The sequence below is a fragment of the Paenibacillus sp. WC2504 genome (assembly GCF_052682475.1).
Genome location: NZ_JBQZFH010000001.1, coordinates 1608994 through 1628369 on the forward strand (window position 1 = coordinate 1608994; position 19376 = coordinate 1628369).

At 47.1% G+C, this 19376-nt stretch carries 15 protein-coding genes; 14 read left to right on the plus strand and 1 reads right to left on the minus strand.

Going from position 1 to position 19376, the window contains the following annotated elements; all coding sequences use genetic code 11:
- The first annotated feature begins 88 nt into the window (after positions 1-88).
- From ACUN27_RS07350 to hisD, 9 genes are all read left to right on the plus strand, one after another.
- Positions 89-2332, plus strand: a complete 2244-nt coding sequence (locus ACUN27_RS07350) for a helix-turn-helix domain-containing protein (RefSeq protein ID WP_445558621.1) — start codon at positions 89-91, stop codon at positions 2330-2332.
- Positions 2333-2554: 222 nt separating this feature from the next.
- Complete coding sequence (locus ACUN27_RS07355; protein ID WP_445558622.1) at positions 2555-3397, plus strand: PIG-L deacetylase family protein; 843 nt, start codon at positions 2555-2557, stop codon at positions 3395-3397.
- Between the two features lie 57 nt (positions 3398-3454).
- Complete coding sequence (locus tag ACUN27_RS07360) at positions 3455-4894, plus strand: ABC transporter substrate-binding protein (RefSeq protein WP_445558623.1); 1440 nt, start codon at positions 3455-3457, stop codon at positions 4892-4894.
- Positions 4895-4977: 83 nt separating this feature from the next.
- On the plus strand, positions 4978-5865 hold the full coding sequence (locus ACUN27_RS07365; protein WP_315953499.1) for a carbohydrate ABC transporter permease: 888 nt from the start codon (positions 4978-4980) through the stop codon (positions 5863-5865).
- Positions 5866-5882: 17 nt separating this feature from the next.
- A complete protein-coding gene (locus ACUN27_RS07370) occupies positions 5883-6713 on the plus strand; it encodes a carbohydrate ABC transporter permease (RefSeq protein WP_315953498.1) in 831 nt (276 codons plus the stop codon).
- 32 nt (positions 6714-6745) lie between these two features.
- Positions 6746-7762, plus strand: a complete 1017-nt coding sequence (locus ACUN27_RS07375) for a Gfo/Idh/MocA family protein (RefSeq protein WP_445558624.1) — start codon at positions 6746-6748, stop codon at positions 7760-7762.
- Positions 7763-7804: 42 nt separating this feature from the next.
- Positions 7805-8596, plus strand: a complete 792-nt coding sequence (locus ACUN27_RS07380) for a phytanoyl-CoA dioxygenase family protein (RefSeq protein WP_445558625.1) — start codon at positions 7805-7807, stop codon at positions 8594-8596.
- A 28-nt stretch (positions 8597-8624) separates the two neighbouring features.
- Positions 8625-9584, plus strand: a complete 960-nt coding sequence (locus ACUN27_RS07385; RefSeq protein ID WP_315953495.1) for an aldo/keto reductase — start codon at positions 8625-8627, stop codon at positions 9582-9584.
- 43 nt (positions 9585-9627) lie between these two features.
- Complete coding sequence (gene hisD, locus ACUN27_RS07390) at positions 9628-10902, plus strand: histidinol dehydrogenase (RefSeq protein ID WP_445558626.1); 1275 nt, start codon at positions 9628-9630, stop codon at positions 10900-10902.
- 451 nt (positions 10903-11353) lie between these two features.
- Here the strand turns inward: hisD and ACUN27_RS07395 are convergent, their stop codons facing one another.
- Positions 11354-12193, minus strand: coding sequence for an AraC family transcriptional regulator (locus ACUN27_RS07395; protein WP_445558627.1), 840 nt, complete (start codon positions 12191-12193; stop codon positions 11354-11356).
- Positions 12194-12385: 192 nt separating this feature from the next.
- Between ACUN27_RS07395 and ACUN27_RS07400 the strand changes: the two genes are divergently transcribed.
- The 5 genes from ACUN27_RS07400 (at position 12386) to ACUN27_RS07420 (ending at position 19303) form a co-directional block, all read left to right on the plus strand.
- Entirely contained in the window at positions 12386-13216 is an 831-nt protein-coding gene (locus ACUN27_RS07400) for a phytanoyl-CoA dioxygenase family protein (protein WP_315953493.1), read from the plus strand.
- 180 nt (positions 13217-13396) lie between these two features.
- Complete coding sequence (locus ACUN27_RS07405; protein WP_445558628.1) at positions 13397-15649, plus strand: helix-turn-helix domain-containing protein; 2253 nt, start codon at positions 13397-13399, stop codon at positions 15647-15649.
- A gap of 319 nt (positions 15650-15968) precedes the next feature.
- Positions 15969-16811 (plus strand): ABC transporter permease, encoded by an 843-nt coding sequence (locus ACUN27_RS07410; protein WP_379170939.1) that lies wholly within the window; start codon positions 15969-15971, stop codon positions 16809-16811.
- A 12-nt stretch (positions 16812-16823) separates the two neighbouring features.
- Entirely contained in the window at positions 16824-17696 is an 873-nt protein-coding gene (locus tag ACUN27_RS07415; RefSeq protein WP_315953490.1) for a carbohydrate ABC transporter permease, read from the plus strand.
- An 80-nt stretch (positions 17697-17776) separates the two neighbouring features.
- A complete protein-coding gene (locus ACUN27_RS07420) occupies positions 17777-19303 on the plus strand; it encodes an extracellular solute-binding protein (protein WP_418936952.1) in 1527 nt (508 codons plus the stop codon).
- Positions 19304-19376: the final 73 nt, after the last annotated feature.

The window sequence follows — 19376 nt, forward strand, 5'->3', positions numbered from 1 at the left end:
ACGGCATCGACGCATGGTGCCGTTTTCGCGTACCCGCGGTTATGTCAATTTTAGCCTAGAAAAATAGATATTATTGGGGGTGAAGGTTATGAGAAGCTCTGTTCAGGGGTTCCGGGTTTTTCACGATCTGAAATTGGTAAAAAAGCTGTGGTTATCGTTCTCTCTAGTTACGCTCATCGCGCTCATCATCTTTGCTGTGTTGTCTTCGACATTTATCAAACGATTCATGACGGACAGGGAAGGCAATGCGATGCTGCAAAAAATAGAGTATTTCACCGGCAGCATGGATAGCTACATACAAAGTATTGAAAAGTCTTCCCAGCTACTCGTCTACAATGAAAATATTCAAGAGCCGTTAAGCGCCAATGCGGCGAACTTGAATGGGATGAATCGCATACAGGCTTACAATTACATCTATGATCAATTAAGGCAGTTATCTGACAGGTTTTATGGGATCGAAGCGATTTATTTGGTGGATAAATACCAGAATGTTTACGACAGCGGTGTCGGGATGAACTTCACGCCGAGTTATTTGGTTAGCGATGAGTTCGTCAAACAAGGCTGGTACGACAAAATGGCCAACAATAACAGCAGCAATTCGTTATGGTCGTTCATTAAATGGCGCGATAAGCAAACATCTATTGTTATGTTCAAAACGATTTACGATAAAAATAATTTACAAATCCTCGGTTACCTCATCATTTCGATTTCTCCAACGATTCTTAACAATTATTTGGCCTCATCGAATCTGGACGAAGGTACGAACAGTATCGTCGACTCTAACGGTTTTATCTTCTCCGCCGGAAGCGGTGCAGAGAATCCTCCCATTGATATCGCCCGAATGACGGGTGCGAAAGGGCACTATACCGAAGAGAGCAATCACTATGTTGTTGCTTATTCCAAACATCCGTTGACGAACTGGACGTTTGTTCATACGATTCCAGAAAGCTTGCTGCTTAAGGATTTGAAGCAAATAAACAATTTATGGATCGCCTTCCTAGGTCTGTCCCTTGCGCTTATGGTGATTGTTTCCGTGTTCATTTCCAGGACGATTTCCATGCCGATGCGCAAAATGATTCGCATGCTCCGGCATGTTGAGCAGGGCAATTTGAATTTGAAATTCCAACCTTTATATAAAGATGAACTGGGCGACCTTGGCCGAGCGTTCAATCATATGATTGATAAAGTTCGCGAGGGCGAGCCGCTCATGCGGGAGAAGCTGGTCCGTTCGCTCATAGAAGGAAGCATGACGGAGACAGAGGCGCAGATGTTCGAAGAACGGCTCGGTTTCCGCCTTAGCAGCACTTCGTTTCGCGTTGTTCTCTTGCACGTACATGGCGGCAATGAGAAAGAATTGCTGGACCGGGCGGAATCGATCATCCATGAATTCGAGAATTGGCATGAGATGATCAGCATTTATTTGTCGAGCGAGCAGTACTGCTTGATTTTTAACGGCACCAATGAAGAAGTGTTTAATAAAATCAATGTGCTGATTGCCGTGTTGAAAGAAAGGCTTGGCCTGCACATGTATGCATTTGTCGGCAACCAATATGAGCATGTTAATTTGATCAAAACCTCGTTCGAGGAAGCCAAAACACTGCTGAATTATCTGGTTGGCGAAAGAATGGATGAACAGACCAATGTTTTCTTCGTCGGAGATTCCTGGAAGCTGCAGTACCCTGAAGCGTACGAAAACAAGCTCCTTTATTACATGGAGCAGCGTGATATCGATAACTGTGCCGCTGTGATGGAAGAGCTGATCGTCTATGCCAGAGCCAGCCATCTCGTGCCGCACGTACTGTATGCGTTAATGGCCTCGCTCTACAACCACTTGTATAAACTGCTTATTAAGTCAGGCCAATCGGCAGTGCTGAGTAAAAGCTGGTTCGGCGACGTGCAGGAAAAGCTGTTGTCACAGCCGCTGGAGAAAAACGGCAGGCAGTTCATCGCGCTGGTCAGAGAACATTTAAGCCCGAGTGTTCAGGAAGAGAAAAAGCCTAGCAGAAGTATTCTCAAATCTTTGCAAATCATTAATGAGCAATACAGCGATGTGGGACTGGGCATTGATTCGGTCGTCGAGCAGGTCGGCCTAAACGCCAACTACTTCAGCCAATTATTTAAAAAGGAAGTTGGTGTCGGGTTTACGGACTATGTTGGTCAAGTGCGCATGGAACACGCCAAACGTCTTTTGGAAGAACCGGCTAATAAAATCAAGGATATCGCGCTGCAGGTCGGATTTATGAATCCGCACTATTTCAGCATTTGGTTCAAAGACAACACCGGGTTGTCGCCTTCGCAGTATCGCAAGCAGCTTTTAGGGCAAATCGGGTGATCATACGACCGGCTATACACCTTTGTTATTTTAAGAAACAGGTCGAATTCCTTATATTCGCTTGTGAGACTAACGAAATCTAAGGTTATCTAATGAATTTCACCTACGCAATGTTAGGGGGCCTATGCTACCTTGTTGATAGATCACACTATCGATGTTGACAGCGCTGTGCAGATGGATTCACAGAGGGGTTCAACAATCTGATCACACAAGGAGGGCTCTATGAAAGTGATGACCATTTATGCGCACCCCGCCGATACGATCACGAATTGCGGAGGTACGCTGGCGCTTCATGCGAAGCGTGGGGATGAAGTCGTTGCTCTGATTTTGACACATGGAGGACGGCTGCATCCTAACAAATATGCCGAGGAATGGCGTAAAGATAATCCCGACGAGAGCCTTCTGCATGCGGGTCTGGAAGAAATTGCGCTGAATAAAAGGCGTGAATTGGAGCGGGCTGCCCAAACAATCGGAATCTCCAAGCTCATTTTACTTGATTACGATGACAACTACTCGGTTGTGAATGAAGAAATCGTGGATCGGATTGCCGAAGAGGTGTCCAAGGAAAGGCCGGATATCGTCATTTGCGATTTTCCGATGAATACGGCCTTCCATAATCCGCATACGATTGCGACCCAGATGGCGTTTGCCGGCCTAAGCAAGGTTTCGCTTTTCTTGAAAAACCTGGACGGTCAGGCGGAATATCAAGTGAAACAAATCTTCTTAACCTCGCTGCCAGTTAGCCCTATTGATGGTCTTAGCTTGTACGGAATTCGTAATGATGTGTTTATTGATATCAGTTCTGTTGTAGGCGAGAAGATCAAAGCGATGGATGAATTCAAAAGCCAAGGCTACAGCGGTTTATTCGCTCGCAAGCTGCTCGAATCCTACAACGGCGAGTATGGACGGGCGGCCGGCGTCAATTTCGCAGAAGGCTTTTACCGCGTCTATAACGAAACGCATTCGCATTTGCCATTAACGGAAGCTGCGCAAAAAAGTGATTTGTTAATGAGGCATCTCTCTTATTCAACCATGAGTATTCGTGAGATGTTTCCCCTGACTTGACTTCGTTATCCGCATATCAATTCAATTCGCTTTACATAGGAGAAGGGGGCCGACGGAATGATCCGTAAAATGAATAGTTATTCATTTAAATCATGGTTTGTAGCAGCAGGTGTATCGCTTCTCATGGCGACAACCGTAGGGTGCAGTACAGATGGGGGTTCCAGCAAACCGTCGCCGACAACGGCTCCCGCAGGCAGCGCGAGTCCTGCAGCAGCAGCGTCGCAAGCCCCGAAGGAAGATCCGAAGATTGAACTGACGGTCTGGGCAGCGCCGAACGGTACCTACAAGCCGGGGCAGAAGGCCGGCGACTGGTTCAAGGAGGATTTGCTCCCGGAATGGAACAAAGTCCACCCGAACGTCAAGGTCAACATCGAGCTGATCCCTTTCGACGGCATTAATGAGAAGGTCACGACAGCGATTGCTTCCAAGTCGGCGCCCAACGTCTTCCTGGACTATCCGGGACGTACTTTGGCCTATGGGCAGATGGGGGCGTTAGCTTCCCTGGAGGATATTATTCCTGCAGATGATCTGGCTCAAGTGAAGAAGAGTGCAGATATGATGAAAATGGTTTCGGTAGGCGGCACCGTCGTGACGATGCCCTACTACTCGACTCAGCTCGGATTGATCCTTGATAAATCCTTGTGGAAAGAGGCAGGCGCTGAGAATCTGCTTCCGCAAGACGAGTTCAGGACGTGGACGCCGGACCAATTCAAAGCGGCATTGAAAGCCGTGGCGAACAAAGAGAAGGGCGTATACGGACTGACGCTGTTCGCTCTTAACGAACAAGGCGATCAGATTTATAACAACATTATCTCCGGCTACGGGGTCAAATTGTTTAATGCGGATTACACGAAATATACGGCAGGGGAAAGCCCGGAATCGGAAAAAGCATTAACGTTCTTCAAATCGTTGGTTGATGAAGGCCTTGTCACACCGCATCCGGAAACGTTGACCTCTACGAACGCATTGGACTATTGGAAGCAGCGGAAAAACGGGATGGTCGTTGCATCGGCAGCCCACTCGGATATTATCAAAAACGGTTTGAAAGACGGAAGCGTCAGCGGACCGCATGAGTACATGTACGTGAATTTCCCTTCGACAACCCCAGGGCAAGCGGCGTTAAAGTCGGAAGTAGGATTCGGAGTCGTGTTCAAAAATGCGGATGCCGTCAAAGAAGAATGGGCAAAAAAATTCCTCTATTGGACGATGAAGGATAATACCATCTTCCAAACGGCCATGAAATCCTTCAACCCGCTCGGCAAAGCGCCTGCATGGACCGAAAGCGACCCTGAGCTTCAATTTCTTGCCAAGCTGGCAACGAAAACAAAGGAATGGCCGGTGATTGATCCAGGTTGGGGAATCAAAGGTTATCCGGAGATGAGAGCCGCGATGTTCCCTGAAATTCAAAAGCTGTTTATCGGCATGTCTACGCCTAAGCAAACGATTGATACCATTTCGAAGAAATTTAACGATACCATCGCCAAATACAATAAGTAAAAGATGCGGCAGGTTGGCTGTAATCATGTAGTCACCTGCCGTCATTTCCTTATCCTCTTAGCGGTAAAAGGAAGGAGCAGCCAATGAAACCGAGTACATTCAGCAGCATCCGTTTGCGCAGAGAAATCAGCGGTTGGCTATTCGTCCTGCCTATGTTGTTGTTTTTTCTGCTGTTTGTTGTGTATCCCATTCTCAAAGCTATCAAAAGCAGCTTTTACGGCTTTGATTATACCAAGTACTATTGGACGGGGCTTGATAATTACCGCACGATTTTCACAGATCCTCTCTTCTGGAAGTCCATTCTTAATACGTTGGAATTTGTCTTGTATCTGGTTCCATCTATCACCGTGATTGCCCTAATGATAGCGGTTACTTTGCATGCCTATCCGAAGAAAATGCAATCGTTTTTTAAGGCCGCCTTCTATATTCCAGGTGTTACCTCGATTGTCTCCCTGACTTTGGTCTGGCAGTACATCTACAATGGACAGTTTGGCCTTGGCAATTATATCCTCGGCCAAGTCGGCCTGCAGCCGGTGAATTGGCTGGGAGTCCATTCGGCGACGCTGGCGTTATCTTTAATTGTGCTTACGATCTCTGTGGGGTCAGCGGTGGTTGTCTTTTCTGCTGCGCTCGGCGGAATTCCCAAGGATTATTATGAATCTGCTGCACTGGATGGTGCAAAGCCGGGGAAAATGTTTCTTCAGATTACACTTCCAATGCTAAAGCCGACCTTGCTATATGTCGTGGTAACGGGAACAATCGGTGCTTTCCAGGTATTTGCGATTATTTTGATCATGACAGGCGGAGGGCCGGCGTACCGGACAACGACGATTATGATGCTAATTTATCAACAGGCGTTCGTGAACATGAACTTTGGTATTGCAAATGCGATGGGGATTGTTCTGTGCGTCCTTATCAGCCTGATTGCCTATGTACAGTTCAAATTTCTTAAATCGGATATTGAATACTAAGGAAGAGGGAGACGAAGATGCCGAATAAAAAATCACCGCTATGGGGAGGCCATATTTTCCTCTGGGCACTCACTTTGTTCTTCCTCTGGCCCTTTTATTGGATGGTCAGCGGCTCCTTCAAGAATCTGAAGGTTGCCCTGCAAATCCCGCCGGAATGGCTACCGGTTCATCCTACTTTTCAAAATTATGCGTCGTTATTCAAGAACAGCCCGGTGTTCACCTGGTTCTATAACAGCATGTTCATCTCGCTAATCGCCACTTTGCTTGTGATTGCGGTTAGCTCCTTATCTGCTTTCGCGTTAGCCAAAATTCCATTTACAGGCTCGAAATGGTTGTTCACGGTGATGATCGCTGCCATGACGATTCCGCACACGGTGTTATTCATCCCGCTATTTCAGCTGTTAAATGATTTTAGTCTCATTAATACCCGGTGGGGAGTTTTATTGCCGGTTGTTGGCTGGCCGTACGGCGTGTTCCTGTTGAAGCAGTTCATGGCTTCACTGCCGACGGAATTGACAGAAGCAGCAAAAATCGACGGCTCCGGCGAATGGCAGACGTTCTGGCATATCATCCTGCCGCTTGCCAAACCTGGCATTGGCGTGCTTGCTATCTTTACGTTCGTGAATACGTGGAACGACTATGTGTGGCAAGTCATCGTGCTGAACGGGGAGAAAATGTTTACCTTGCCGGTAGGGATTAAAGTTGCCCAGAAAATATCGGAGCTCGAGACGAATTATGGCATTGCAATGGCCGGGGCGATGTTCGCTACGCTTCCTGTGCTGATCATTTTTCTCTATTTCCAAAAGTACTTTACGGAAGGCATTACCTTAGGCGCTTTAAAGGGTTGATGGTGGGATGAGACAGAAAGAGGGGATTCCCGGTGTTTCAGGCAGCAGTAATCGGACTTGGCAAGATTGGATTAACCTTTGACATCCCTTTTCAAGGAAAAGCGCACAGCCATTCTATGGCGTATCTTTTGCATCCGGAGATTGAGCTGGCAGCTGCTGTCGGTAGAAGGCAGTCACAGGCAGAACAACTGGCTAAGGTTGCTCCGGAGACGAAGTTTTATTTGGATTCGGAATTGTCTGCCATGCTGAGTCAGCAACATTTGGATCTCATCAGCATTTGCACACCGCCTACCGTTCGATATGAACTGCTGCAAACCGTTCTGGAACAATCCAGCAGCAGGCTCATCTTTCTTGAAAAGCCCGTTGCGAATACTAGGGAGGAAGCGGAGCGGATTATATCCTTGTGCAAGCGGCATAGCGATCGGACGGTCGTTGTCAACTTATCCAGAAGATGGAGCGAAGGAGCGAAGCAGGTCCGAGAAGCAGTCGGCAAAGGGACATACGGGAAGGTGAAAAAGATCCATTTGCGATACAGCCGTGGCATTACTAATACAGGTTCGCATTTGTTCGATATGGTTCGGTATTTGGCCGGGGCGATTGAGCATGTGCAAGTGGTTGAGCGGGTTGCGACCAATTTGGATGCTGTGGAGGATTGGACCTATTCCTTCTTTTTTACGGCAGATGGAGGCTCGATTACAGGGTATGCAGAGGCGTTCGATGACCGGCTTTATAACCTTTTTGACATTGTGCTGTATTTGGAAAAAGGGGTGATCGAGATGGTCAAAGGCGGAGATGAAATCCGCTACTCTGCGACTGAACCGCATCCCGTGCAACCGGGAATCAAGCAGTTGGTGTATGAACGTACGGAGACGGGCATGCTCAGCAAATCTAGCAATATGCAAAATGCGGTTGACCACCTTGTTCATATATTACAAACAGGAGTAGAGCCGATATGCTCACTGGCAGATGGCATGGATCCGCTTTATGTAGCAGAGGCGCTGAACCAATCCTATGCCGGCGGCAAATTGGTGAGAGTGCGTTGTCGTTGACAGCGGGTCGTTCATTTTTTCTAGCAGAAGGGAGTGCTTCGGATGGGACTGAATCAATTAACCCCCGAGCAGCAGCAGTTCTATGAAGATCACGGGTATTTATTAGGGCTTCCCGTCGTTTTTTCAAGCGAAGAAGTGAAGGAACTGCAAAAGGGATATGAGCAGCTAACGGCTTCATTGCAGGGGGACGAAAATCCGTCGGACATCATGGGGTGGCATAAGACGAGCCGGTGGCTGTATGACATTTGTGCCCATCCGCAGATTATCCATTATGTGGAAGGCGTGCTGGGCAACGACTTTTATTTGGCAGCGAGCGAGTTTATTACAAAATCGCCGCATTCGGACAAAGTGGTGCCATGGCATCAGGATTCCTATTATTGGTCTACGGCGCTAAACAATACCGTCACTGTGTGGCTGGCTTTCACAGATGTAGATGAGGCTAATGGCGCTATGAAAGTGATCCCGGGGACGCATACAGCAGGCGTGATTCAGCATAAAATTGCCGGCGATGACGCGATTTTGTCCTTCGAACTCGATCAGGGGACCTTCAGCGAAAAGGACGCGGTCTCGATGATCATTCCCGCAGGCGGTATTTCCATGCATGTCGATACGCTCATCCACGGTTCCGGTCCTAACACCTCTGATCGCTGGCGCATCGGCTTTGTTATCCGCTATTCCAAGACGATGGTGCAATGGGATCCGCAGACGTATCCTGATTTTGAAATGTATATGATGAGAGGAAAAGACGAATACGGGTACCATCCGCAGGGGGACTTGCCTGTGGAAGCTTTTGGGCGCCCTCCTTATACGAAACGGATTCGTAAACGAGAATAATAGGAAACATCGCCTAGAAGAAAGCGAGATGAGTCTTATTCGAACCGACAATGAACAGTGGACGGCAGCAATCTCTCCGCTGACGCTGGGAACCGTCCAATTGGGCATGCCCTATGGCATTGCGAACCGGCTGGGGCAGCCGGATGAGGAAATGGCTGGGCGCATTTTGAATGCTGCCATGAACGGAGGCATTACCTGCCTCGATACAGCAAGCGCATACGGGAGTGCGGAGCAGGTGCTCGGCCGTTATTTTCAACAGCAAACGCGTGCAGCCACGATTATTACGAAATTCACTTTACAAGTAAATCGTGAAACGACACTGTCTGACTTGGAAGCGCATATCGAAGACAGTGTGAACCGTTCCATGGAGCGGCTTCAGGTGGATTGTCTGCCGGCTGTGTTGCTTCATCGGCCCAATGTGCTGGGCCAATTTGGCAACCAAGTGACCGAGCTGCTGTGTAAACAGGTCAAGCGGGGGAATATCGGCACTATAGGCGCTTCGCTGCTTTCCTTTGATGCGCAGGAATTCGCGGAGAATTGGCGGGAACTCCAGCGTGATTGCTACGAACTTGTCCAGGTGCCCATCAATGTCATGGATCGCCGAATGTTTGCGAACGGGACCTTCGATCAGCTCATTCGCTCGAATAAAAAGCTGTTTGCAAGAAGCATTTATTTACAAGGTTTGTTCTTCATGAAGCCGGAGGCGCTGCAAGATCGGCTGAAGCCGGCAGAGCCATGGCTTACTCTTTTGCAGGACTTCGCTGAGCAGGAAGGCATGTCTGTGGCTGAATTTGCTTTTTCCTACATTCACCACATGCCTGGCATTGTGAGCATCGTCTTCGGAGCTGAAACGCCGGAGCAGGTTGACGCAAATATTGCACTTCTGAGTACGCCCGCTATCCGGGAAAAGACGCTGCATGAGCTGGCGCAAGCATTTGCACAAGTACCTGAATATGTGATCACGCCTAACCTGTGGGAAGGCAAGTGACCGCATGACATTCAATTGAATTCGAAACATGGAGGAGAGCGGCGTGGGTATCTATTTAAAAAAAGGGGATGTCGGCCAGACATCTTATATCGCTAGTGAAGAGGCTGTCTACCGTACCGTGAAAGAAGTTATTCAAGACATTGCGGCCCGTCAAGACGAAGCGGTTCGAACCATATCGGAAAAATTCGATCATTGGTCGCCTGAGCATTTCCGATTGAGTGAGGAGCAAATTGGGGACATCATCGCCCGCGTACCGGAGCAAGTGCAAGCGGATATTCGATTCGCGCAGCAGCAAATTCGCAATTTTGCCGAAAAACAATTAGCAACGATGCAGGACCTGGAAGTCGAAACGTTGCCCGGCGTTATTCTTGGTCATAAACATATTCCTGTTGCCAGCGTGGGTTGTTATGTTCCTGGCGGACGTTATCCAATGGTTGCTTCTGCACATATGAGTATCCTCACGGCTAAAGTTGCCGGAGTCAAACGGGTCATTGCCTGCACGCCGCCGATTAAAGGGGGAATACCGGCAGCAACGATTTGCGCGATGGCGTTCGCCGGAGCCGACGAAATCTATGTCCTTGGCGGGATTCAGGCAATGGCAGCAATGGCCCTTGGGACAGAAACGATTCGTCCCGTCGATATGCTTGTAGGGCCTGGGAATGCCTACGTGGCTGAAGCCAAACGTCAGTTGTTCGGGAAAGTCGGCATCGACCTGATTGCCGGTCCGACGGAAGTTCTTGTCATCGCCGACCATACGGCGGATGCGGAAATGGTCGCCGTGGATTTGCTTGGTCAGGCGGAACATGGTCCTACGTCGCCGGCTGCCTTGATCACGACTTCCGAATCACTAGCCAGGGAGACACTGCTTGAGATCGAAAGGCAGCTCCAAGTACTCCCTACCGCAGACATCGCAGGTGTCGCATGGCGGGATTACGGTACCGTGCTGGTCGTTGACAGCATTGAAGAAGCGCTCATCGAAGCCGATAAGCTCGCTTACGAGCATGTAGAAGTATTGACGGAACAGCCGGACTACTTCTTGGCGAACATGACAAACTTCGGAGCTTTATTTCTAGGTCCAGAAACGAACGTGGCTTATGGGGATAAAGCCATTGGCACGAATCATACGTTACCGACCAAAGGGGCTGCAAGATATACGGGCGGGCTTTGGGTGGGCAAATTTTTGAAAACATGCACGTATCAACGCTGTACGAAGGACGCCAGCAAATTGGTTGGCGAATATGTCTCCAGGCTGTGTGACATTGAGAATTTCATGGGCCATAAGGAACAGGCTGATCTGCGTGTGCGCCGTTACGGATGAAACCCTCCTGAGGAACACGCAAGCGTCGAGTCTTATTATTGTTTACGTCGATTATTGTGAGGAGCTCTCACTCAAGTAGATGTTTCTACTGGGAGGGCTTTTTTTTGTTTTATCAGCTGGAAGGGAACTACAGTCCGCTATCGCCTAGAAAAAACACATTTTCCACGTGGAAGGGGAACTACGGTCTGCTATTTTGACCATTTGACCTGAAAAAGGCGCCATGGAGAACAAATAAGGGCCTGTAGTTCCACTCCGAAAGTAAATTGCTCTTTTTTCTTCAAATAGAGGACTCTAGTTCCCTTGGAGTGAGCAGCTAGGTGGGTTCCTACTAATTAAGTCTCCGCAGTAGGAGGCTTCGATGTTTTCTTACCGTGAATGAGACTGACTACTTGTCAAATACGCCGATTCTGCTGCTAGCAGGAACAGTGACGGACGAGAGCATGGAACACAGTCATTCATCAACATCAATATCCTGCCTAATCCTAGAATCCCCATAATTACTTTTCGCAGGCCGTCCCTTGTAGCGAAAACTGGACGGAGGCGCGCCATTGTGAGACTTGAACATTTTGCTGAAATGGTAGACGTCGGTGAAACCAAGCGCGCTTGAAACCTCCGTAATATTCATCGAGGTCTCGGACAGGAGAAATCGTGCCCGTTCCATGCGGACTCGCGTAATGTACTCCCTCAAGGAAAAACCGGTGTATTTCATGAACAGTTGACTCAAATAGCGCGGAGAAACATTGACGTTTTGAGCGAGGCTCGCTACGGTGATGGCCTTCTCGCCAATTTGATCGCGGAGCTCATCCATCACTTTGTGGATGAGTTGTTTATGCATATGGGAGACCGGCGACGGGGCACTGCTTTTTTGTTGGCGCAGCATATGCAGCAGAACAAGACGCACGAGCAGGTCAAATTCTTCTTGCTGCTGCTCTTCTTCCCGAAGCTGCAGTTCAACAATGCGCTGCAGGCATGTTTCCGGTACAATCGTGTCCTCTAATCGTACATGTCTTTCGGGAAGCTCAACTTCCAGACCCGGTTGGATGATAAAATGGATGAAAATGACGGTTAGCCGATGTTCGAGTTCCTGAGTGGCCTTCACTTGATCGCCGGGCCGGATTAAGAAGCAGGAGCCTTTAGCGATCGGGTAGTTGACTCCGTTGATTGTCATTTGCCCTCTTCCTTCTATGGCATACCATAGGTCGTAATCGGGCATGGGGGTTAAACGAGACCATTCCCAACCTGGCTCACAACGAGATTTTCCCACGGAGCCATTGTAAATGAAAGTGATCATCGCAAACTCTCCTTCAAGTGACGTTTGGTTTCCATTTAATCATAAGTGCAGGCTGTTAGCAACGAATTTATGAATGTCTGATACATGCAGATTTGTACAAAAAAGTCGCTCCTCGGTCCATTTTCATGTAGGAAGAAAAACGTTATTGTTAGGGTAATGGATGTAGATTTATCACTCTTGAGGAGGGATTCCGTGAGTACAAATGTACAAAATTCAGAAGACATTAACCAACGCATGTACCGATTTGACAATGTGCATCAGCCATTAGCTTCGATTCATGATTTTACGGACGAGCAAGTCAAACAGTATAAAAAAGCTGGATTCATTGCCATAGAGCAAATATTAACGGACCAAGAAGTCGGGCAGTCGATTGCTGCTGTTATGGATCATATTCATAACCGTGATACGAAGGTTAAGCTGCAATTCACCAAACCGCAGAGTGAACTAAAAACCGATGAAGAACGAGAGTATGCGGTGAGAAAACTTTTCAACTTTGTGGAGTTTGATGAATCGCTGCGATCGATCGCCTATCATCCGGCTATTCTATCCGTGGTGGAACGCCTGCTGGGCGAAGAAGCTAATCTTGTGCAGGACCAGGCCTTGCTCAAGCCACCCTTCGGGGGAGCGGAAAAGCCATGGCACCAAGATATGGCCTACAACAACTTAACATGGAAAAAGCCGGTGGTTGGCGTTTGGATCGCACTCGATGAGGCGGGACTCGACAACGGCTGCATGCACGTCATCCCACGCTCCCATATGGATGGAGCCACGCCGCATTACGCGGTTCGAGATTGGCAAATCTGCGATGCGAACGTGCCGGTAGAGAAGGACGTGGCAGTTCCACTCAAGCCGGGCGGAATTCTGTTCTTTCATGGCCTGTTGTATCACGGCACGCCGAATAATCATTCATCCAAACGCCGTCGGTCGCTGCAGTTTCACTATGCCCCTAAATCGGCAGAGAAGATGTCAGCAGGGGAATACAAACGGATTTTTACAAATGAAATGACTTCAGCAGAATGTTAATTGACTCACAAACATCGGATCAACTTCCGGTGTTTTTTTGCGTCTCCTCATCGTGTTCCAAACAGGATTCGACAACAATTTTCTATCTAATCGACTATGCTAAATAAATGGAAATTGGCGGAAAAGTATCGTATTCTGCTTGTTGTCAATCAAGTTATAGGTGCAGGAGGACTGATTTTGATGAAAATGAGCTGGTATCATCGTATGCTGCTGTCTTACGCTCCTCTATTTTTCGTTGTCATTTCCGTCTTAATCTTTTCTTTTTTCTCGATATTAAACAACTCCGCACAGAAACAAATCGCGATGACGGATGACTCCATTGCGAGAAAGGTGATGCAGGCCGTCGACGCGAATCTGAAGGCTTCTGAACAAATGACGATCAAAGAAATTTTTACAGATGAGAAGTTAAAGGATTTCTATACGTATACGACCGGTGATAAAACGCTTTTTGATTACTTTGTCATTTCACATAAGCTGGATGATTTCTCTTCCCTGCTGCCTTTTTCCAGTTCCATTTATATGTACAACGAACAATCTGGAAAAATTTTATCCAGAAATGGGTTATCTGACTTGGATCAGTTTGGGGATCGTGACTTCCTTCTTGCTGCCTATCATGCGAAGACGACGCCGGCCGGGTGGACAAGTCCGAGAAGTTATCGCGAATTCATTCATGATTCAAGTGAAGAACAAGTGGTGTCATTAGTCAAATTTTTCCCATTAGATGGTATCAAACAAGGAGCTGTCGTGGTAAACATCCGCGTTAGGGCACTAGTTGGGTTTATCAAAGATTTAACGCGATACGATGCTGGTTTCATTCGGTTACTCACTTCTAACCTGGAGCCTTTTGATCGAAACATGATGCTGCAGAACCAAAGTACTTCCGTACAAGAGTTAAAAAGGGAACGGATTCTTTCCGACTATACAGGGTGGCTGTATATGCCAAGCGGACAAAGGGATCAGAAATTATCGTTGATGTCCCAATTTAATGATCTTTGGATCATAGTGGGCATAGCGACTATTATTATTGGTGTGTTTTGGTTTACGTTTATTACCCACCGGCATTACAAGCCCATTCAGTCTATTGCGGTCAGGATCAATGATTACTCGAAACGAAAAAGCAGCGAGCTGGCGGGGGTCAATGAGCTGAAATTTATCGAATTAGCCATCGATAACTTGTTGGAAAGGACGAGCCAGTACGAGAAACTGCATAAAGATGATCTATTGATTCGTAGAAGGCAGGTGCTGGTCGATTGGTTGGAAGGACATAGGCTGATGAACGAAACGGAGTGGAGGCAAGAGACCACTAGATTACAACTCCCCTCCCAGTTCGACAGGTTGGCGGTGGCGGTGATGGAAATCGACCGATATGCTCATTTTATTAGTGACTATAGCTCGCGTGACCAGTACTTGCTTAAATTTGTCGTTAGCAATGTGCTTCAGGAGGTTGCCCAGAACGAAGGGATTTTTGTTTGGAATGAATGGGTGGAACCACAGCAAATGGCTGTCATGTTCTACTTGAGTGATAGCCAGGAACAGGACGGCAATAAGATATATGATTTCATGAAGAAACTGCAGGATTGGATTCTGGCCAATCTTGAATTTACGGTGTCAGTTGGCATCGGGCCGGAAACCCAGACACTTGGAAACATCCCCCAAAGTTATGCAGAAGCCAAAAAACATTTGTCATACAAGCCGGTTTTTGGCCTAGGCTCACTGATTGGAAGCAGGGATGTACATGCAAAAACGGAAGGCCGAATTTTCCCGCATCTGCAATCGGTTCGCACCATCGTGAAGTCGTTCCGGACGGACGACGGGCAATGGCAGACGCATATGATTTCGCTTTTTCATGCTCTAAAGAAGGGACGGTTCTCCCAAGGGGATATCAACCATATTTCCAATTATTTGATTTATCATCTGAATAAAGAGCTCATGGAAATGACGGGAGAGGCACAGGAACTGTGGACCACGGAATATAAACCGGTGCTTGAAGCCTTGGTGGAGCACTCCGAAAAGCTGGAAGAATGGCATGAACGGTTGGTTATGCTGCTTTCTGAGCTTGAGCCACGAGTTCGAGCCGCCCGTTATGCCAGGAACAATCATGAACTCATCTGCCAAGTCAAAGTGTATATCGAAACGAATTATTACCACTGTGATCTATCCTTAAACAGGATAAGCGACCATTTTGAAATGAATCCCCGGTATTTAAGCAAGCTGTTTAAAGAGGAGTTTGGGGAGAAATTTATTGATTATTTGGTACGGATTCGTTTGGAGGAAGCGCAAAGATTACTCCTTATGACCGATTTACCGGTACAAACGATCGCAGAACGGGTTGGCTATGTTCACGTCATTTCCTTTCACCGGGCTTTTAAAAATGCGCTTGGCATTCCACCGGGGGACTTTCGTAAAAAAACGGAGGTAAATAGCAAGGGATAAGTGGATTGGATACGTTAAAATAGCAAGCGCTTTCAATCATTTATTCGGAAATGTTAAGGTGTGAGAAAAGGTTAGGTCATAGGAAAAAGCATTTTTCTTACATTTCGATAAGCGGCGATTCATGTTAATTGAACGTTGTCCAAACTTGGATTATTGTGGGAAGACAATGACGAAAAGGAGGGATCATATGCCTGGTAACGAACCTGCAATGGATAAGACGCTGGTCGCTCAGTACACTATTCGCTCGTCAGTCTTGAAAAAAAGCAAGAGGTTTATCGTAGGTCAAGATTGGCAGTTGTACGCGTTGCTATTTTTGCCCATGCTGTATTTCCTGATCTTCAAGTATATCCCGATGTATGGGGTAACGATCGCTTTCAAAGATTTCAATATGTTCCAGGGAGTATGGAAGAGTCCTTGGGTAGGCCTGGATGCTTTTCGTGAAATATTTCTTATGAAGGATTTCTACAAGGTGCTGCGAAACACGATGCTGCTCAATCTATTGGATCTGTTAGTATCCTTCCCGGCACCTATCGTTTTGGCTGTGTTATTGAACGAAATTCGCATCAAGTGGTTTAAGAAGGGTGCACAAACCATCTTATATCTGCCACATTTTATCTCATGGGTCATTATCGGAGGTATGGTTTATCAGCTGCTATCCACGAATACTGGTTTGGTAAACATTTTATTAAAATCCTCCGGAATGAAAGCGATTCCATTTCTGACTGAACCCATCTATTGGGTGATTACCTATGTGGGATCAGGCGTGTGGCAAAATGCCGGTTGGGGGACCATCATTTATTTGGCGGCTTTAGCGGGCATTAATAAAGAGTTATATGAAGCCGCGGAGGTGGACGGAGCGGGGCGCCTGCGTAAGATTTGGAACATCACGCTTCCCGGAATCAAACCAACGATTATGATCTTGTTGATCATCAACATTGGGCATATGGCGAGCATCGGTTTTGAACGTCCCTTTGTTCTGGGGAATCCATTAGTCACTGACGTGTCGGATGTCATAAGTACCTTTGTGTATAAGGTCGGGGTACAATCCGCCCGGTTTACAATCGCTACGGCCATTGGATTATTCCAGGCTGTCGTCGGGCTAGTCTTCTTGTTGTCATCGAACTATATTTCCAAAAAAGTGACCGACCAAGGCATTTGGTAAGGAGGGCGTCAAATGAGAGTTAGTGCAAGCGACAAGATTATCGATAGCTTCATCATCCTGCTTGTAACCGTGGCGTCCTTTATTTGCCTTGTTCCTATCCTTCACTTGATTGCCGTCTCGTTAAGTTCCAACGCGGCGATTTTATCGAATAAGGTGACGGTATTCCCGGTAGAATGGAACACATTGGCTTATGAATCGGTTTTCAAGGATGCCAAGATGATCAGCTCGTTATTTTTTACAATTTTACTTGTGGTTGTTTTTACGGTAGTGTGCATGATCATGACGATTTGCGCAGCCTACCCGCTTACGAAGAAAAAGCTGAAGGGCCGGGACTTCTTCTTAATTGTTATCGTATTTACGATGTTTTTCAGCGGAGGATTAATTCCGGAATATTTGCTTGTAAAATCGTTAAAGTTGACGAACACCATCTGGGCGTTAGTACTGCCCGGCATGATCAACGCTTTTTATCTGATCATCCTGAAATCCTTTTTTAGCTCTATTCCCGAAGAATTGGAAGAGTCTGCACGGATTGACGGAAGCTCGCATTTCGGAACTTTATTTCGAATTGTGTTACCGCTTTCATTACCAGTTCTGGCGACTTTAAGCTTGTTCTATGCGGTAGGGCGTTGGAACGGGTTCATGGATGCACTCTTTTATATTACCAATCAAGATTTATACCCGATTCAGCTGAAGCTGTACCAATTGGTCATCAGTAATCAAATGAGCGATGCGACGGCAACGGAAGGGATGAACGCTTTGGCCCCGATTCCCGAGAGTCTGAAAGCGGCAAGCATTATGTTTGCGACAATTCCAATTTTGCTCGTATATCCTTGGCTTCAACGGTACTTTATTTCCGGGATTATGATTGGCGCAGTGAAGGGTTGAAAGATTCTAACGATGAGTCCCATTTTACATGAAAAAGGGAGATGAATGATTTGCGCAATCGAAAATCGCTTATCCGGACAATGAACAGTTCACTCGCGGCCATTTTATTGGCAGGTATGTTGACAGCTTGCTCCAGCTCAGATGGTGCCAAGGAAAGCGGGGCTAAGGGAGAACCGGTAACGCTGAAAGTTGAGCTTTTCGACCGTGGTAATACGCCGCCTGGCGCGCCGCCGCTTACGGAAAGTTACTTTGTTAAATACATGCAGGAAAAGTTCGGCGACCCGAATAATATCAAGCTGCAGTTTGTCACCGTTCCGCGAACAGAGGAAGTGCCGAAACTGAACGTGCTGATGTCCGCTAATGAGGCGCCGGATATTATTTTTACCTATAGTGATCCCGCTGTTCAGAACTGGGTGAAGCAGGGAGGGTTGACCGAACTTAGTGATTTGCTAAACCAGCACGGTGCGAATTTGAAAAAGTATCTCGGAGATAAGCTCCTGAGCTATGGTAATTTTGATGGCAAGCAGTATACCATCCCGGCTAAAAGAATTATTATCGCCAGCTCGACGCCTATCATCCGCAAGGACTGGCTTGACAAGCTGGGGATGAAGCCACCTGCAACGACCGATGAATTCTACGCTGTGTTGAAAGCATTTAAGGAGAAAGATCCGGGGAATACGGGAGGCAAGGTTATTCCTTACGGTATTCGCTATAACAATAACCTGGATCCTCTGGTTCGAACTTTTTGGAAAAAAATGACGGAAGAAGAATATTACTCGCTTCCGGATTTGATGAAACCGGGCAATAAAGAAGGGTATAAGTTTTTGAACAAGCTGTATAACGAAGGTTTGATTAGCCCTGATTTTGCCCTGGATAAAGATGGTAAAAAGTTTCAGGCGGATCTGGTGAACGGATTAATCGGATTTGCGATCACCAATACGAATGAACCCGTCTACCAGTCTTATTACTCTACCTTGCAGAAGAATGTGCCAAGTGCCACGCTGCTGCCTGTAGATCCGTTCACGAACTACGAAGGCAAACATGTAAAGCAGATTTACCACCCGCTGTCTGCTCATCTCATGATTCCGAAAGCTAGCAAAAGGTCCGTCGAAGCCATTAAGTTTCTGAACTGGATGTCGGATTACAAGGTGATCTTCGACTTGCAGAACGGGACGGAAGGGGTTACTTACAAGAAGGGCGATGACGGCATTCCGGTTATTATGGACTCGGATGAAGCGAAAAAGGTGATGTACAATTATTTGGATTACAGCATGCTCATCAACGGCAAAGATATGGGTGATCAGGAGAAAACGTTAAAAGCAAACGCGGCTGATCCCAAATATAAGGATTTCACTATGAATAGTATCAAGGTTGGCGATCAGGACGGGCAGCTGCCTGCGCGTTTTGACAGACCGATCGAAGCGCAAATTAAATATAATCAAACGTTGGGTGATAAAGCCATTGAGATCTTTGTGAAGACGGTAACGGCAAAGCCGGCGGATTTTGATAAACTGTACGACGATATGGTTGCGGAGTATATGAAGACCGGCGGTAAAGAGGTTATGGATGAGCAGAAGAAAGTGTATCAGGAAATGAAAAAGAAGTAATAGCTGCATAAACAAATACCACAAGGCTGCCAGGAACTTTTGGCAGCCTTATTACGTACGCGGGCAGTAAGAT

Coding starts and splice junctions, on each gene's coding strand:
- ACUN27_RS07350 (WP_445558621.1), top strand. CDS start 89: ATGAGAAGCTCTGTTCAGGGGTTCCGGGTTTTTCACGATCTGAAATTG.
- ACUN27_RS07355 (WP_445558622.1), top strand. CDS start 2,555: ATGAAAGTGATGACCATTTATGCGCACCCCGCCGATACGATCACGAAT.
- ACUN27_RS07360 (WP_445558623.1), top strand. CDS start 3,455: ATGATCCGTAAAATGAATAGTTATTCATTTAAATCATGGTTTGTAGCA.
- ACUN27_RS07365 (WP_315953499.1), top strand. CDS start 4,978: ATGAAACCGAGTACATTCAGCAGCATCCGTTTGCGCAGAGAAATCAGC.
- ACUN27_RS07370 (WP_315953498.1), top strand. CDS start 5,883: ATGCCGAATAAAAAATCACCGCTATGGGGAGGCCATATTTTCCTCTGG.
- ACUN27_RS07380 (WP_445558625.1), top strand. CDS start 7,805: ATGGGACTGAATCAATTAACCCCCGAGCAGCAGCAGTTCTATGAAGAT.
- ACUN27_RS07385 (WP_315953495.1), top strand. CDS start 8,625: ATGAGTCTTATTCGAACCGACAATGAACAGTGGACGGCAGCAATCTCT.
- ACUN27_RS07395 (WP_445558627.1), bottom strand. CDS start 12,193: ATGATCACTTTCATTTACAATGGCTCCGTGGGAAAATCTCGTTGTGAG.
- ACUN27_RS07405 (WP_445558628.1), top strand. CDS start 13,397: ATGAAAATGAGCTGGTATCATCGTATGCTGCTGTCTTACGCTCCTCTA.
- ACUN27_RS07410 (WP_379170939.1), top strand. CDS start 15,969: ATGCTGTATTTCCTGATCTTCAAGTATATCCCGATGTATGGGGTAACG.
- ACUN27_RS07415 (WP_315953490.1), top strand. CDS start 16,824: ATGAGAGTTAGTGCAAGCGACAAGATTATCGATAGCTTCATCATCCTG.
- ACUN27_RS07420 (WP_418936952.1), top strand. CDS start 17,777: ATGAACAGTTCACTCGCGGCCATTTTATTGGCAGGTATGTTGACAGCT.